The organism is Allorhizobium borbori, from assembly GCF_014196535.1.
Taxonomy (GTDB): domain Bacteria; phylum Pseudomonadota; class Alphaproteobacteria; order Rhizobiales; family Rhizobiaceae; genus Ectorhizobium; species Ectorhizobium borbori.
The window spans coordinates 1-15,134 of sequence record NZ_JACIDU010000013.1; the positions used below are offsets into that span (position 1 = coordinate 1).

The 15,134-nt window shown below is 57.6% G+C and carries 14 protein-coding genes and 1 pseudogene; 14 read left to right on the forward strand and 1 reads right to left on the reverse strand.

What is annotated here, in order from left to right:
* The first annotated feature begins 260 nt into the window (after window positions 1–260).
* The 4 genes from GGQ66_RS15420 to GGQ66_RS15435 all read left to right on the forward strand — a co-directional run bounded on the left by GGQ66_RS15420 (window position 261) and on the right by GGQ66_RS15435 (window position 5,057).
* Window positions 261–1,796, forward strand: a complete 1,536-nt coding sequence (locus GGQ66_RS15420) for an AlbA family DNA-binding domain-containing protein (RefSeq protein ID WP_183793628.1) — start codon at window positions 261–263, stop codon at window positions 1,794–1,796.
* Between the two features lie 151 nt (window positions 1,797–1,947).
* On the forward strand, window positions 1,948–3,972 hold the full coding sequence (locus tag GGQ66_RS15425; RefSeq protein ID WP_183793629.1) for a hypothetical protein: 2,025 nt from the start codon (window positions 1,948–1,950) through the stop codon (window positions 3,970–3,972).
* A 400-nt stretch (window positions 3,973–4,372) separates the two neighbouring features.
* The gene (locus GGQ66_RS15430; protein WP_183793630.1) at window positions 4,373–4,600 is read left to right on the forward strand and encodes a DUF4160 domain-containing protein; all 228 of its coding nucleotides are present in this window, start codon (window positions 4,373–4,375) and stop codon (window positions 4,598–4,600) included.
* Window positions 4,575–5,057, forward strand: coding sequence for a DUF2442 domain-containing protein (locus GGQ66_RS15435; protein ID WP_183793631.1), 483 nt, complete (start codon window positions 4,575–4,577; stop codon window positions 5,055–5,057). Before GGQ66_RS15430 ends, GGQ66_RS15435 begins: the two co-directional genes overlap by 26 nt.
* Window positions 5,058–5,289: 232 nt before the next feature.
* Here GGQ66_RS15435 and GGQ66_RS15440 read toward each other — a convergent pair whose 3' ends face one another.
* Window positions 5,290–6,171 carry a tyrosine-type recombinase/integrase gene (locus GGQ66_RS15440; RefSeq protein ID WP_183793632.1) on the reverse strand — a complete coding sequence of 294 codons (882 nt, stop codon included), beginning with the start codon at window positions 6,169–6,171 and terminating at the stop codon, window positions 5,290–5,292.
* Window positions 6,172–6,197: 26 nt separating this feature from the next.
* On the opposite strand from GGQ66_RS15440, the pseudogene GGQ66_RS15445 reads away from it, so the two are divergent.
* The 10 genes and pseudogenes from GGQ66_RS15445 to cheD form a co-directional block, all read left to right on the forward strand.
* Window positions 6,198–6,386 (forward strand): annotated as a pseudogene (locus tag GGQ66_RS15445) (IS3 family transposase); the annotation flags it as partial.
* Window positions 6,387–7,043: 657 nt separating this feature from the next.
* On the forward strand, window positions 7,044–8,636 hold the full coding sequence (locus GGQ66_RS15450) for a globin-coupled sensor protein (RefSeq protein WP_183793633.1): 1,593 nt from the start codon (window positions 7,044–7,046) through the stop codon (window positions 8,634–8,636).
* A gap of 52 nt (window positions 8,637–8,688) precedes the next feature.
* Window positions 8,689–8,982, forward strand: coding sequence for an STAS domain-containing protein (locus GGQ66_RS15455; RefSeq protein WP_183793634.1), 294 nt, complete (start codon window positions 8,689–8,691; stop codon window positions 8,980–8,982).
* Window positions 8,982–9,347 (forward strand): chemotaxis response regulator CheY1, encoded by a 366-nt coding sequence (cheY1, locus tag GGQ66_RS15460; RefSeq protein ID WP_183793635.1) that lies wholly within the window; start codon window positions 8,982–8,984, stop codon window positions 9,345–9,347. The genes GGQ66_RS15455 and cheY1 overlap by 1 nt, the downstream gene beginning before the upstream one ends.
* 14 nt (window positions 9,348–9,361) lie before the next feature.
* The gene (locus tag GGQ66_RS15465) at window positions 9,362–11,671 is read left to right on the forward strand and encodes a chemotaxis protein CheA (protein ID WP_183793636.1); all 2,310 of its coding nucleotides are present in this window, start codon (window positions 9,362–9,364) and stop codon (window positions 11,669–11,671) included.
* A 9-nt stretch (window positions 11,672–11,680) separates the two neighbouring features.
* Window positions 11,681–12,148, forward strand: a complete 468-nt coding sequence (locus GGQ66_RS15470; RefSeq protein WP_183793637.1) for a chemotaxis protein CheW — start codon at window positions 11,681–11,683, stop codon at window positions 12,146–12,148.
* Window positions 12,145–13,059 (forward strand): protein-glutamate O-methyltransferase CheR, encoded by a 915-nt coding sequence (gene cheR, locus GGQ66_RS15475; RefSeq protein WP_183793638.1) that lies wholly within the window; start codon window positions 12,145–12,147, stop codon window positions 13,057–13,059. The genes GGQ66_RS15470 and cheR overlap by 4 nt, the downstream gene beginning before the upstream one ends.
* Entirely contained in the window at window positions 13,059–14,111 is a 1,053-nt protein-coding gene (gene cheB / locus GGQ66_RS15480) for a protein-glutamate O-methylesterase CheB (RefSeq protein WP_183793639.1), read from the forward strand. Before cheR ends, cheB begins: the two co-directional genes overlap by 1 nt.
* Window positions 14,111–14,500, forward strand: coding sequence for a response regulator (locus GGQ66_RS15485; protein WP_183793640.1), 390 nt, complete (start codon window positions 14,111–14,113; stop codon window positions 14,498–14,500). Before cheB ends, GGQ66_RS15485 begins: the two co-directional genes overlap by 1 nt.
* The gene (cheD, locus tag GGQ66_RS15490) at window positions 14,497–15,054 is read left to right on the forward strand and encodes a chemoreceptor glutamine deamidase CheD (protein ID WP_183793641.1); all 558 of its coding nucleotides are present in this window, start codon (window positions 14,497–14,499) and stop codon (window positions 15,052–15,054) included. The genes GGQ66_RS15485 and cheD overlap by 4 nt, the downstream gene beginning before the upstream one ends.
* Window positions 15,055–15,134: the final 80 nt, after the last annotated feature.

Sequence of the window (15,134 nt, forward strand, 5' to 3'; positions counted from 1 at the left end):
AGGAACTTGACCACGACCGCAGACCCGAAACATACCTAACACGCGGGTCAATTCTCGGTGGAAACGCCGGGTCAGTTCTCAGTGGCAATCAACAGCAGCCCAACCGAAAGCACCCAATGGGGGACGTGGCTGCATCAAACAGCTTGAATACCTCGTCGTAAAAATTTCCTAATTTGGAGTTCTGTACAACCAATACGGTAGCATTGTCTGACGGTGCTGCTATGGTTTAGCTTCGATGGAGAAGCATACCGGGTGAACTAGTGGGCAAGCGCAGCATAACGGACGTCGAGATCGGTCTTATAAAAGCGATGCTGCTACGTCCGATGAAAAACAAAGATATTCAGTTTTATTTCAATAGACAGGATAGGGCGGTAAACTCCGGGCGAATTACCCAGATAAGGGATGGGACATACGGACCGGAAGTTCCGACCGCATCGGAACAGGACTTGAATGCATTTCTCTCTTCCTTCAAGCCTGCCGACATCGGCGCAGTTGTGGGCGAGATTTTACCTCCGCGAGAGCCAACGCTGAGCGAGAGAGCGCTTGCTCTGTTCGCCAAAGGCCGAGTAGGCTGGATGCTAACCAGCCATGAGACTGACCGAATTGAATGCAAGGAGACGTTTTGCCTGCGACCAGAGGCCCGTTTTGCTGATCCCTTAAGATCGATTGCAGGACTAGCAAACAATGCGGGCGGATTTATCTTTTTTGGCGTCACCGAACTACCCGACGGGATGCTACAAGCGACAGGACTTACGAACAAGTCCTTCCAGCAGACAGACCCAGCGGAAATCAACCGATGCTTGGCAGGTGCGTTGCATCCAGTACCTACATTCACAACGCTCACAATCACGGTAGGGGAGGCAGAAGTTGGTGTCATTCACGTTGAAAAACATGATCACCCTCCCGTCATGGCAATCAAGAATATCAACACAGAGATCAAGGAAGGAGCAATATATTATCGCTATGTGGGGGAAACACGTGTTATAAAACCAGGAGAATTACAGCAGATAATATCGTACCGCGAACAGAAGGCGGTAGCCGAGTTTTCGAGGAGGATGGCACGTATTGCCGTCGGATCAGCGGCGACACTCGATCTCGACACCGGAAAGGTTGAAGGAAAGCAAGGAAGTTTTCTGATTGACGAACAGCTATTACCTAAAATTCAATTTTTGAGACAAGGTCAGTTCAGTGAAGAGGCAGGCGCACCAGCACTGCGATTGATCGGAGACGTCAGTCCAATCAAATCAGGTGAGCGTGAGACGATACGTAGCAATGTTACGAGTGAAGCTGTTCTACTTAATTTCTTAAAGGTCACCCCTGTGGCTCAGCCGCTTCAGTACGTCGTTCACTCTGCGCATACGGCGCGGGCGTGGTTGCCTTTATTCTACTATGTTGAAGCTTCAAAAATGACAGTTGAAGATGTCGTCTCGACGTTACTAGCGGAGCGCGCAACATACAAACAGCGGCGCGACGCGGCTGTCGCTCGTCTTAACGGTACTGGGCCAAGTGCATTGAACCGCGCAGTCGGAAAAGTGCAGTCGACGCTACTATCACTGTTGAACGGCGAGATTGCAGCGCCGGTACATGTAAGTGAGGTTGCAATTGTGGCACAGGCTATACAAGCGATACCACCGGCGAAAACAGTAGATTATGGCTGGCTGAAGAATATTCTTTTGGCTGCATACGACCAAACAAACGAAACCACCGACCAACACAAGCTTGCTCGCAGCATGGTATACCGAGCAGCTTGCAGGCTCGATGAACTTGAGTTTTCGCATTTAGTGAGAAGAAAATAACCGGCGATATGGATATATTCAGTGCAGCCCAACAATGCAAATCCTTGCGCAGGTAACGGTAGAGCTAGCTTGTCAAACCAATATCGGTGCAGATACGCAATCATTGCGTCGATTTAATAACTGATCTTGTTCACTTATGGGGAGAGCCTCCTTGCTTACATTAGAGAATTTCTGGCTGCCGCTGTTGGGGAACGCTACGGCTTCTCCACTCAAGGAAGTTACAGGATGGTTCGCGAAAATCCCTGCGTTAAGCACGTTTGTGGAAGCGCCTCTCGCGCTGAATGACGAACTCACAAACGGACATGACGCCCGGGAAGCAAAAGTTCTTCTGATTTCCGCGCCGGGAGCAGTCGGCAAGTCAACTCTCGCTAAAGAAATCGCCGCACGGACCGGTGTGGTATATATTGACTTGGCAATAGCTGACGCTGTTGGAGCGAATACCATCAGCGGCGGCCTTGCGAAATCAGGACTGTTCAATGATTGGTCCGAACAAAGGACGACACTCCTTATAGACGGATTGGATGAAGCACGCCTGAGGGTAACACAGGAGGCATTCGAAGCATTTTTGCGTGACGTCGCGTCTCTGTGCATAGATCGCCACTTACCCGTGATAATGTTTGGACGAACGGGTGCGGTACAAGACGCATGGCTTGTAATGGAAAGTCTGGTGTCGGTGTCGGTGTTAGAAATTGGATATTATGATCTCGACACAGCCATCGACTTTACATGCGCACAGTTGGAAAATACGCGTGAAGGAAGCAGTCACCCAGAAGCAGAACGAAATGCTATTGCGTTATTGCTCGAAAAATTGCGTGACGAGACGAAGAGTGACGGCACGACATTCTCGGGCTACGCACCGGTACTACAAGCCGTAGCAGAGCGGGTTGCCAAAGAACCCAATCCTAGCGCTTTGATTGCTTCGGTGGAAAAAGGCGAGAAACCAGTAACTTTGCAGACCGTAGTTGCTGCCATACTTGAGCGAGAGCGTAGCAAGCTATCAAGCATCACTTTTGATGACCCAGCTTTGAACAACCAACTCTACACGCCGGACGAACAATTGTTGCGGCTGGTCGCGCGGGTTATCGGTGGAAACCAGCCCTCATCAATGGCTATGAGCTCCAGTGACGCTAAAAAATACGACGCTGCACTATCGACATGGGTGCCCGAGCATCCCTTTTTGAATGGACGGGATCAACCGTCCTCTGCTGTCTTTGAAGCTATGATTTTGGTCACTGCTTTACTCAGCGGAACCACCTCTGAGACAGCTGTAAAAACTCAATTGGCACGAGGCGCAGCGGCTAACCCGTTCTTAGCCGATTTTTACTATGATGCTATCACACGTGACGGTTCTCGTAATGTTCCCCCGGAGCACCTTGGAATAGTTTATTCGTCAATTCGTGCTCGTCTCGCAATTGGTGAAACGGCTAATTTGACGGTCGAAGTTGACGAGAGTGCTTCTGAGGAAGAGGCATTGAAGGCGGATGTAGAAATATCGGTAGTGAAGAAGGGATTGGTGAAGGGCCAACTGATCCAGTTTTCTACCGATCAAGTGGGCACGTTCTACCTAGGGTCACATATCGAAGATGTCTTAATGACTGCGCCACTTTCTCGGGTTGAGATCGGCGCTGGCACAGAAGCAACACTTGTTGCACCGGTCGATATAGAGTGCGGGAACCTTGTAATCAACGCCAGCAAGCTCGTCGTAGAGGGGCCGGTGGGTCACCGCTTTGGCTCGGTGTCGCTGGTTGCGGACAACTACCAAGGTGGAATTGTATCAGTACCCGCAGTGCGCAACGAGACGACGCTATCTGTAATCTGGCCGGGCGCTCGCAGTCATCCTTGGACAAACTTCGCGAGCGAAGTGCGCGTGGCAAAAGATGCACGGATTGAGGAAGCGCTGAGGCGGTTCCGCAAATTCGTAATAGCGTTTCGGTCGCACAGCAAGGGAAGCTTGGCTCGTCTTAAGGATAAGCTTGACCACGAAAGAATGACAAAAGGCACCGGTCAGGCAGTCCTCGACTATCTGGTGAAGCACGAAATAATCGCCACCGACGGCACGATGTACTACCTTGATCCAGACAGGCTCGGAAGTGAAACAGGCGCAACTTATGCGGACTGCGTCACAAAAAACTTTCAGGCCAAGACGATCGCCTTTATCGAGAAGGCAATCGGGTAAACTTGCGTCTCAGCTCGATCGCAAGCCGACACATCGGCTGCCTATGTCTGTTGCGTGCCTCCTGATCCTGTGCGATGCAGAGACACAGAAGGGGGACATTGTGTCCCCCTAACCATCCTTGAGAGCTCGGTTTCTAAGGCTTTTAAGCGATGGTGGGCGCTCCCTCCAGCGTCACCATTGAAGTTCCGATTTATTCGTGGATGGTATACTCTTGTTCGCTTCTTTCGTTGTCAATACCATCGCTGATTGACTGTTTGCGGCCCGAATACACTCATAATATCTAAAAACCTGACGGTTTCATACTTTGTAAAGGGTGTCAGGTAGCAATCGGTCTTCCAGACTACGGCCCTTGAAAAAGTGCGCCTTATGCACTAATTTCATGTAGTCATAGGAGATCGGGATGCCAACTCTTGTCATGCTCGGAAATCTGAAGATTCAGGTTTTCGCGGGCGACCATAACCCTCCCCATTTCCATGTCGTGTCACCGGATCGAGAAGCTTTGATCCGTATCGCAGATTTCGCTGTTATCGCCGGCGCGCTCTCGGGGCGTGAATATAAGCTGGCGGTCGAATGGGCATCGAGCAACAAGGAGCGTCTGGAACATGAGTGGTATCGCCTCAATCCCTGACATCAATGATGATGACATCATCTCGGCCGGCTCCGCTCTGCCGCGTCTTGCTTCCGTCGTTCCTCTCGATGGCCGCAAGCTGCATGTGCGCTTTGAAGACGGTCGCGAAAAAACAGTGGATCTTGCCCCGGCATTGGAAAGCCGACGCTTTTATAAGCCGTTGCGCGGCGATGACGTGTTGTTTCGTTCGTTCCGGGTCAGTGAATATCGCAACGCGATTGAATGGAGCGACAACCTTGATTTCTCTGCTGTCTGGTTGGACGCTTTGCCGGAGGCCGAGTTTTCAAACGAGGAGTTCCGCGTTGCGATGGACCGGATGGGCATGACGCTTGACGGAATGGCTGAGGCACTGGAAGTTTCGCGCCGCCTTATCGCTGACTATCGTAAGGACAAGCGCATTCCCCGTCACATCGGTCTTGCCACACGCTATCTCGTGGAGCACGCGCCAAGCCAATGAACCATGCGGTTGGGTGGGGATGCTGCACGAAACTAAAGATACGCATGAGTTAGCACATATCTAGCGCATAAAGGATGATGCATTTATAAATCAGTAGCTTGTGAGATGCATTTTCAATTGAAAATCCGCGTGTCGGTGGTTCAAATCCGCCTCCGGGCACCATTCCAAACCCTTGGTATCGTTATTTTCTTTCACGTCTTCTACCTTTCGTGACACGTTGGGTTTGACAAAATTAATCTCCGGGTTTGACAATTTTAGTTTTCCGTTTGTTCATCTCGGCTTCGAAGTCAGTCACGGTGGCGGTCGCTTGCCGCGTCATGTCAGCCCGCCGTGAATAGTGCCGGGCCATCGCCTCAGTAGCGTGCCCAAGCACGAGTTGGATGGTTCCGTAGTCTTTCCCCATTTCGCGTAGAATGCTTGCCACGGTGTGCCGTAGGCCCTTCAGGGTCAGGCCCGGTTGGACCTTTCCCTCCTGCTCCAACTTCCCCTTGATCTTCGCCCAGTTCGTACTGAAGCCGTTGTAGGTCCATGGCTTGCCGTGTGAGTTGGCGCATAGCGTGATGGCGTCGTGCGTCGGTGCCTGCGACAACGCTTCCGCCAATGGCTCCATGATCGAAAGGTAGAAAGCCTGCCCCGTTTTGCCGCGCCGCGTGTCGATTCCTGTAGCGCTGATGGCAGTCTTTGGCAGTCCAAGTGCGTCCTGCGGATCGAGCGCATAGTACATCATCAACACCATCGGCAGGGTCATGTGAGAAGGAAGGGCAGCAAGAACCGTCTCCCTCTCCGCATCAGTCCATGGGCGATTCGCGTCAGGCAAATTTTTCGGGCGCTGAGCAACCTTCACGCCCTTCGTTGGGTTTTCCTTCGTATAGCCGTATTCAAGCCCCCAATCGAAGATGACGGCGATCACCGTGCGCACGTAGTTCGCAAACCGGAATTTGTGCTTTGCAAGAGCTTTGTCCCTGATTTTGGCCACCAAAGGCGGATTGAAGCGGGCGAGGGGAGTGTCCTCGATCGCTTTCAGGTAATTAAAGACCTTCTGGTAATCGGCACGGGTTCTATCGGCCAACTCATTCTGAAATCGCGGGCTGGCACGATACTTTTTGATGAGCATGCCGAGCGTGCCCGGCTTCGCCTCCTGTTCACAAGGCCGAGGTCATCCATCGGCGCGGACCGTGGCGAAACTTCGAAGCCGTGGATTTCGCTACGCTGGAATGGGTCGACTGGTTCAACAATCGCCGCCTTCTGGAGTCCATAGGGAACATTCCGCCAGCCGAGGCCGAAGAACCATATTACGCCATGCTGGACGAGCCGGCCATGGTCGCATAAATTAAACCAAACAGTCTCCGGTAAATCCGGCGCGGTTCAGCGCCTGGTTGATCGATGGCCATCGGCAAAAACGCCGCCCGGAACCTTCCGGGCGGCGTTTCGCATGGGGAAGGCTGTTTGCCAGGCGATCAGAAGATCGGGCGGTATGCCTTTTGCGTTGTCGACTGGAACGTGCCCAGAAGCGCGAAGGCGAGAAGCGTCAGTGTGGGGATGAAAAAGGCACCGATTACGAGAACAGTCATTGTCGTCCTACCTGAACATCATGGTCATACGGGCTCTGCGAGAAGGAGAATGCACCGTCGAACTTGCCCGTGGCTTGCGCGTCAAACGGGTTTTAAATCCACCATGGCGGGCACCAAGAAATGACCGTGAGTGTTTGGCCAGACTTTCTTAACCTTCGGGCAAGGAATTAACCATAAAGATTGTGAGACACGGGGGAATGGGATGCCCGCAATGGGCCTCCCCTCCTGGCATGATGCCGCCCCTCCCGTACCGGTCGATCCGGTATTTCAATAAAAACAATCACTTGATTATCAAGGCCGATGCAGGTCGCGCGGGTTTTGCGCTGACGAGCGGTAATGCCGCTTAGAAACCGTCATCGGTCCGGTCATTCAGGCAGGCATTGCCGGCAAAAAAGTCCGGTGGCGAAGAGGGGACATGGTTCGGCACGAAACGGAAACGGCGGGGAAAGGGCAGGCCGGCGGTCTGCGCGAGCGCCTGCGTTTTGCCGGGCTCGATGCTGCCGGAACCGAACTGCTGCGCCGTCATCGCCCGATGCTCGAAAAACACACCGGGCAGGCGCTACGCGATCTCTTCCAGCGTTACCAGACCTCTCCGGACGCCGCGCGCCAGTTCGCCAGCGAAAACCAGGTCGATCGCCTTCACGATTTGCAGCTTTCGCATTGGAACGTGCTGACGGACGCGCGTTTCGATGGCCTTTACGCCGAGCGCGCCAAGCTCGTTGCCGATACCGAGGAACGCATGGGGCTCGACCCGCGCTGGAACATGGCCGGTCATGCGGTCGTGCTCGAACACCTCGTATCCGGCATTCTCACGGAAATGACCCCTGCGCCGTTCCTGCCGTCATCGAAGCGCAAGGCGGAAGAAGCGCGTGCACTGGTCTCCGCCCTCATTCGTCTGGTCATGGTCGATGCCGAGATTGCGCTGTCGCTGCGCTTCAATGGCGAACGCATGCGCCACGATGCGGAACTGAAGGCGCGCAGTGCCGGTCACGACGCCGAGGCCATCCGCCTTCTTACGGCTGTCGCCGATGCGCTGGAAGCGGGCGGCGTTGGCCACAAGCTGCCGGAAGACATGCCGGAAGCCTATGGCGAAACCATCGCACGGTTGAATGCTGGCCTTGAAAAAATTGCTGCCAGCCTTGTCTCGGTCACCGAGGCCAGCGAGGATGCTGTTGCCCGCACGGTCGAAATGCGCGAAGGGGCCAACCGGTTGGTTACACTGGCTGGACAGCAGACGGAGACCGTCTCTGTCACTGCGAGCTTGTTGTCCGAGCTTGCCGTCCGTCAGCATCGCGCGGTCGAAAGCACGGGTGCGGCTGCTCAGGTTGCCACCGGTGCTGGCCGCAGCGTTGAGGAAAGCGGCGCGATTGCCGCCCGCGCGCTGAACGCCATGGCCGATATCGAGAATTCGGCCGAAGAAATCGGCCGCATCATCGGCGTGATCGATGAAATTGCCTTCCAGACCAATCTTCTGGCGCTCAATGCCGGTATCGAGGCGGCGCGGGCCGGCGACAGCGGTCGCGGTTTCGCGGTTGTGGCGCAGGAAGTCCGCGCCCTTGCCCAGCGCTCGGCAGAGGCGGCGCGTTCCATCAAGACGCTCGTCGCCACCACGCGCGGGCAGGTCGAGGCTGGCGTGGACATGGTCGGTCAGACCCGTCAGGCGATAGGCGAGATCATGCGTCAGGTCGGCGATATCAATACGGCGCTTTCCGGCATCGCTCGCGAAAGCGGCGAACAGGCCGTCGAAATCAAGGCGGCTGGCGAACGGCTTGCCGCCATCGGCTCCGATCTCGGCCAGACGCGCGCTGAAGCGGAGCGCACCTCGGGTGCTGCCGGCGACCTGCAGACGGTCATTCTCGAGCTTGGCAATACCGTTCGCGAGTTCCGCATGGCCCGTCGGCAGCATGACGGATGGGCGGAGGAAGAGCCGGTTTACGAACGACGCCCTGAAGTCCAGCGCGCCCCGGTTCAGCGGGCGATCGCCTACGGCCAGGCGGGGAGGGGTTAAGAAAAATGCTTGTGGAACTGTGTCTCCGGCTTGAAGCGGAAGGAACCAACTGATGGCGGCGAAGAAGAACGCGACCACCATGAAACTTGCAGCGGTGCTCGATCTCAATGAGGCCACCGTGCTTCACCGTGCCTTTCTCGATGCGCGCGGCAAGAACATCACGCTCGATGCCTCGGGCGTCGAGCGCGCGGGCGTACCCTGCATCCAGGTTCTGGTTGCGGCGGCGCGCGCGTGGGAAGCCGATACGCGTACCTTCACCATTACCGCCATCTCCGAGGCCTTTCAGAAAACCCTGAGCCTCGTGGGCGTGAACATCGATCATCTGCTTGCCAAGGAGAGCCACTGATGAAGAAGCGAGTCCTTACTGTCGACGACTCCAGAACGATCAGGAACATGCTCCTGGTCACACTCAACAATGCCGGCTTCGAAACCATTCAGGCTGAAGACGGCGTCGAGGGACTGGAAGTGCTGGAAACGTCCCAACCGGACGTGATCGTCACCGATATCAACATGCCCCGCCTCGACGGCTTCGGTTTCATCGAAGGCGTGCGCCGCAACGAGAAGTATCGCGCCATTCCGATCCTCGTTCTGACGACCGAGAGCGACGCGGAGAAGAAGAACCGCGCCCGCCAGGCCGGTGCGACGGGTTGGATCGTCAAGCCCTTCGATCCTGCGAAACTGATTGATGCGATCGAGCGTGTAACCGCCTGACGGGAATTCTTCCGATGGATATGAACGAAATCAAAGAGATCTTTTTCCAGGAATGCGAGGAGCAGCTCGCAGAACTGGAGTCCGGTCTTCTGAAGCTCAATGACGGTGACCGCGACCCTGAAACGGTGAACGCCGTTTTCCGCGCCGTACATTCGATTAAGGGTGGTGCCGGGGCGTTCGGTCTGGACGATCTGGTTTCGTTCGCTCACGTCTTCGAAACGACGCTCGATTGCGTTCGCTCCAACAAGCTGGAGCCCAATCAGGACGTTCTGAAGGTGATGCTCAAGTCCGCCGACGTTCTGGCCGACCTGACCAATGCCGCCCGCGACGGGGCAAGCGTCGATGAAAGCCGCACCCGGGGACTGGTGAAGGAACTGGAAGCGCTGGCCCGCGGTGAAATGCCGTCGGCCTCCGGCGCACCGGAAGTCGCACCCGCCAAGCCTGCCGCGGCTGCACCGGCTCCCGTTGCTGTTGCGGCAAAGCCCGCGCCGACGGATGAAAGCGGCTTCCAGCCGATCCCGTTCACCTTCGATGATTTCGGCGACGAGCCGGCCGCACCCGCAGCCGATCCGGTCTTCGAAGTGACCTTCAAACCTCGCAGCGATCTCTACGCCAAGGGTAACGAAGCCGCTCTCCTGTTGCGCGATCTCGCCCGTCTCGGCGAAATGACCGTCAACTGCAACATGGATGCCCTGCCGCCGCTGGAAGCGCTTAACCCGGAAGAAGCCTATTTCCACTGGGTCGCGACCGTCCGCACGTCAAAGGGCGAGGAAGGTATCCGTTCGGTCTTCGAATTCGCCGAATGGGATTGCGACATCGATGTGCGTGGCCTTGAGGAGAACGAAGAGGCGGAACTGCCGATGATTCCGGTTCCCTTCGATCTCGCCATTCTCGACGGCGATGGTGCCATGACCGCCGAAGAGCATGATCACGACCATGACCAAATGGGCGATCATCACGAAGCAGCACCCGCTGACGCGCCCGTGGCTGCCGCTGCCGCCGAGGCTGTCAGTGCCGCTCAGACGGCTGCCGCCGTCAGCCAGACGGCCCGCGCCGCTGCAGCAGCCCCGGCTGCTGCCGCTGCCGCCGCCGCCGCGCAGGCCAACAACGCCGCCAACCAGGCCGGCCAGACGATCCGCGTCGATCTTGACCGTGTCGACCGCCTGATCAACCTCGTTGGCGAGCTTGTCATCAACCAGGCGATGCTCTCCCAGAGCGTTGTCGAAAACGACAGCAATGGTACGTCCTCAATCAATATGGGCCTCGAAGAGCTTCAGCAGCTCACCCGCGAGATCCAGGATTCGGTCATGGCCATCCGCGCCCAGCCGGTGAAGCCCGTCTTCCAGCGCATGTCGCGTATCGTGCGCGAAGTCGCCGATATGACCGGCAAGTCCATCCGCCTGATCACCGAGGGTGAAAACACCGAAGTGGACAAGACGGTCATCGACAAGCTGGCCGAGCCGCTGACACACATGATCCGCAATGCCGTGGACCACGGCATCGAAACGCCGGAGAAGCGCGAAGCGAAGGGCAAGAACCCGGAAGGTACGGTTCGTCTTTCGGCCAAGCATCGCTCGGGCCGCATCATCATCGAGCTTGCCGACGACGGCGCGGGCATCAACCGCGAGCGTGTGCGCCAGAAAGCGATCGACAACGACCTGATCACCGCCGATGCCAACCTGAGCGACGAGGAAATCGACAACCTCATCTTCGCGCCGGGCTTCTCGACGGCGGACAAGATCTCGGATATTTCCGGTCGCGGCGTGGGCATGGATGTCGTGAAGCGCTCCATTCAGGCGCTCGGCGGTCGCATCTCCATCCAGTCGCGTCCGGGGCAGGGTTCCACCTTCGTCATGAGCCTGCCGCTCACGCTCGCCGTGCTCGACGGCATGGTGGTGACGGTGGCCGGCCAGACGCTCGTCGTGCCGCTCACGGCCATCGTGGAAACACTTCAGCCGGAAGCCTCCTCCATCCATTCGTTCGGTGCATCGCAGCGGCTCATCTCGATCCGCAACAGCTTCTGCCCGCTGGTGGATGTCGGCCGCATCCTCGACTTCCGCGCCACGCAGGCGAACCCGGTCGAAGGTGTCGCGCTGCTGGTGGAATCCGAAGGTGGTGGCCAGCGCGCCCTCATGGTCGATGCCATCCAGGGTCAGCGCCAGGTGGTGATCAAGAGTCTCGAGGCGAATTATACCCACGTACCGGGTATCGCCGCCGCCACAATCCTCGGGGATGGCCGCGTTGCGCTCATTCTTGACGTGGATGCCGTCGTTGCCGCCTCGCGCGGCCAGTCGTTGAAACCGGAAATCGCACTCGCAGGGTAAGTTTGAGTCATGTCGTACACAGCCAGAAATCTGACCGCAGGGGACCGGGAGCTGATCGCTTTCCGCATCGGTGACCAGGAATTCTGCGTGAACATCATGTCCGTTCGGGAAATTCGCGGCTGGACGCCGGCGACAGCGATGCCGCATTCGCCGGCCTATGTTCTCGGCGTCATCAACCTGCGCGGTGCCGTGCTGCCGATCATCGACCTTTCGGCCCGCCTCGGCATGAAGCCGGCCGAACCGTCTGCCCGCCACGTCATCATCGTGGCGCAGTTCAAGAACCAGGTCGCCGGCCTTCTGGTCGACGCCGTTTCGGACATTCTGACTGTCACGGACGAGAATATTCAGCCGGTGCCGGAGGTATCTTCCGATCTGGAACGTCAATATGCGCGCGGAATATTCGCAATCGATAAACGAATGATCTGCATGATCGAGCTGGACGCACTGTTTCCTGATATGGAAAGCGAGGCTGCATGACCCTTTCGGGGCTGAAAAGTCTGAGCCATGGGGGCGACGAGATCCTGGCGAGCGGCGAGTACCCGCTCAGCCGGCGTGATCTCAACGAAATCGCCGCGATGATCTATGCCGATGCCGGAATCTATCTCAACGATTCCAAGGCCTCGCTGGTCTATTCACGTTTGTCCAAGCACATCCGTAATCTTGGTCTGGACGGGTTTCGCAGCTATTGCGCCCTGGTCTCCTCGCCGGAGGGCGCTGATGTTCGCCGTGAAATGCTGTCGCATCTGACGACGAACTTCACCAAGTTCTTCCGTGAGAACCACCATTTCGAACATTTGCGCGATCAGGTGCTTCCGGGGCTCATCGAGCGCGCCCGTCAGGGTGGCCGCGTGCGCATCTGGTCTGCGGCCTGCTCGGATGGGCAGGAGCCCTATTCGATTGCACTGACGGTGCTGGGCGCCATGCCCAATGTTGCCGATTACGACTTCAAGATCCTGGCGACCGATATCGATCCGAAGATTCTCGCCGCGGCCCGCGCCGGTGTCTATGACGATACGGCGCTGGAAACGGTCGCACCGCCGCTGCGCAAGCAGTGGTTCCAGGATGTCGAGGTCCAGGGGCGGCGCAAGCACCGCGTTGACGATCGCGTCAAGCGCCTCATCACGTTCAACGAGCTGAACCTCATGGCCAACTGGCCGTTCAAGGGTCCGTTCGATGTCATCTTCTGTCGCAATGTGGTGATCTACTTCGACGAGCCGACGCAGATGAAGGTGTGGTCGCGCTTTGCCGGCATGCTGGCGCCGGGCGGCACGCTCTACATCGGTCATTCGGAGCGGGTTTCCGGCGATGCGAAGAACGTGTTCGACAATACCGGCATCACGACCTACCGCTACACCGGCGGCCGGGCGACGGCCAAGGGAGGGCAGTGATGACCGCGCGTGTTCTCGTTGTCGATGACTCCGCCACCATGCGGGGCCTGATCACCGCAGTCCTGAACTCCGATCCGGAAGTCAGTGTTGTTGGGCAGGTTGGCAGCGCCATGGAGGCGCGCGCCGCCATCAAGGAACTTAATCCCGATGTCGTGACGCTGGACGTCGAGATGCCGAACATGAACGGTCTCGAATTCCTCGAGAAGATCATGACGCTGCGCCCGATGCCGGTCATCATGGTGTCCAGCCTCACCCATCACGGCGCGGGTGCGACACTGGCTGCATTGGAAATCGGCGCCTTCGATTGTGTCGGCAAGCCGCGTCCGGGCGAGGCCCGTCCGTTTGGCGACCTTGCGGAGAAAGTGAAGGCGGCGGCCCGCTCCCAGCGCCCGCGGGTGGCGCGGCCGGCTGGTGGCCATGCGGCCCCCGTACCCGTTCCGCCGGCAGTGTCCGACTATCGCGTCGGCCACAAGGTTGTTGCAATCGGCTCGTCAACCGGTGGGGTCGAGGCGTTGATCACGGTTCTGCAGAAGTTTCCGGCAAATTGCCCGCCGACCGTCATTACCCAGCACATGCCGCCGAGCTTCACCAAAAGCTTCGCGGAACGTTTGAACCGGCTTTGCGCCCCCATTGTGGAAGAGGCTACGGATGGCGCGCGGCTGGAAATCGGCAAGGTTTATCTTGCCCCCGGTGGAGACCGGCATCTTCAGGTGGTCAATCCTTCCGCCCCGTCGTGCCGTCTGCTTGAACGAGAACCCGTGAACGGGCATAGGCCCTCTGTTGATGTCCTTTTTGATTCGGTCGCCGAGCTTGCCGGCCGCCGGGCCGTGGGCGTCATACTGACGGGCATGGGACGCGATGGCGCGTCCGGCTTGCTCAAGATGCGCAATGCTGGCGCCAAAACCATCGGTCAAAACGAGAAAACGTGCGTGGTCTACGGCATGCCGCGTGTCGCCTATGAGCTGGGTGCTGTCGAACAGCAACTCCCGCTCGGCTCCATTGGCGAGGAAATACTGAAGCTTACTGCCGCCCGGAAAGAAGGTGTAGAATAATGTCGCTTGCTGAAAAAATCAAAGTTCTGATTGTGGACGATCAGGTCACGAGCCGTCTGCTTCTGGGGGATGCGCTCCAGCAGCTCGGCTTCAAGCAGATCACGGCCGCCGGTGACGGCGAGCAGGGTTACAAGATCATGCAGGAACAGCCGCATCATCTCGTGATCTCGGACTTCAACATGCCGAAGATGGATGGCCTCGGCTTCCTTCAGGCTGTTCGGACCAACCCGAACACCAAGAAGGCGGCCTTCATCATCCTGACGGCCCAGGGCGACCGTGCCCTCGTGCAGAAGGCGGCGGCGCTTGGCGCGAACAACGTGCTGGCCAAGCCGTTCACCATCGAAAAGATGAAGGCAGCCATTGAGGCCGTGTTTGGAGCGCTGAAATGACGGAACACGATGCGGCCAGGCGCGTGCATGTGATTCAGGGCGAGTTCAAGGTGGTGCGGGATCCGAATGTGGTCCTCACTACCATTCTCGGCTCCTGTGTTGCAGCCTGCATTCGCGACCCGGTCGCAGGTGTTGGGGGCATTAATCACTTCCTGTTGCCGGGGTCAGCCGACACGGCGAAATCGGGCGGTGATGCGACGCGCTACGGCGTGCACCTGATGGAACTCCTGATCAACGGACTCCTGAAGGAAGGCGCGCGGCGCGACAGGCTGGAAGCCAAGGTGTTCGGGGGTGCGAAAACCATCGCGACCTTCTCGAATGTTGGCGAACAGAATGCCGCCTTCGCCATGAAGTTCCTCAAGGACGAAGGTATTCCGGTGGTTGGTTCCTCCACCGGGGGAGAATTCGGCCGCAAGCTGGAATACTGGCCGGCCTCCGGGCGGGCTCGGCAGTATCCGCTGACGGGTGCGGAAACCACCAAGACCGTGGCGATGGAACAGGCGCGTCCTGCTCCGGCGCTCAAGCCGGTCGAAAGTTCCATCGAGTTCTTCTGAGGCGCGCTTCGGCGCGTCGGCTGGAACCGATGCAGGCAATGCAGACGGCCGTCCGCATCCGGATGGCCACGCGAGGACCG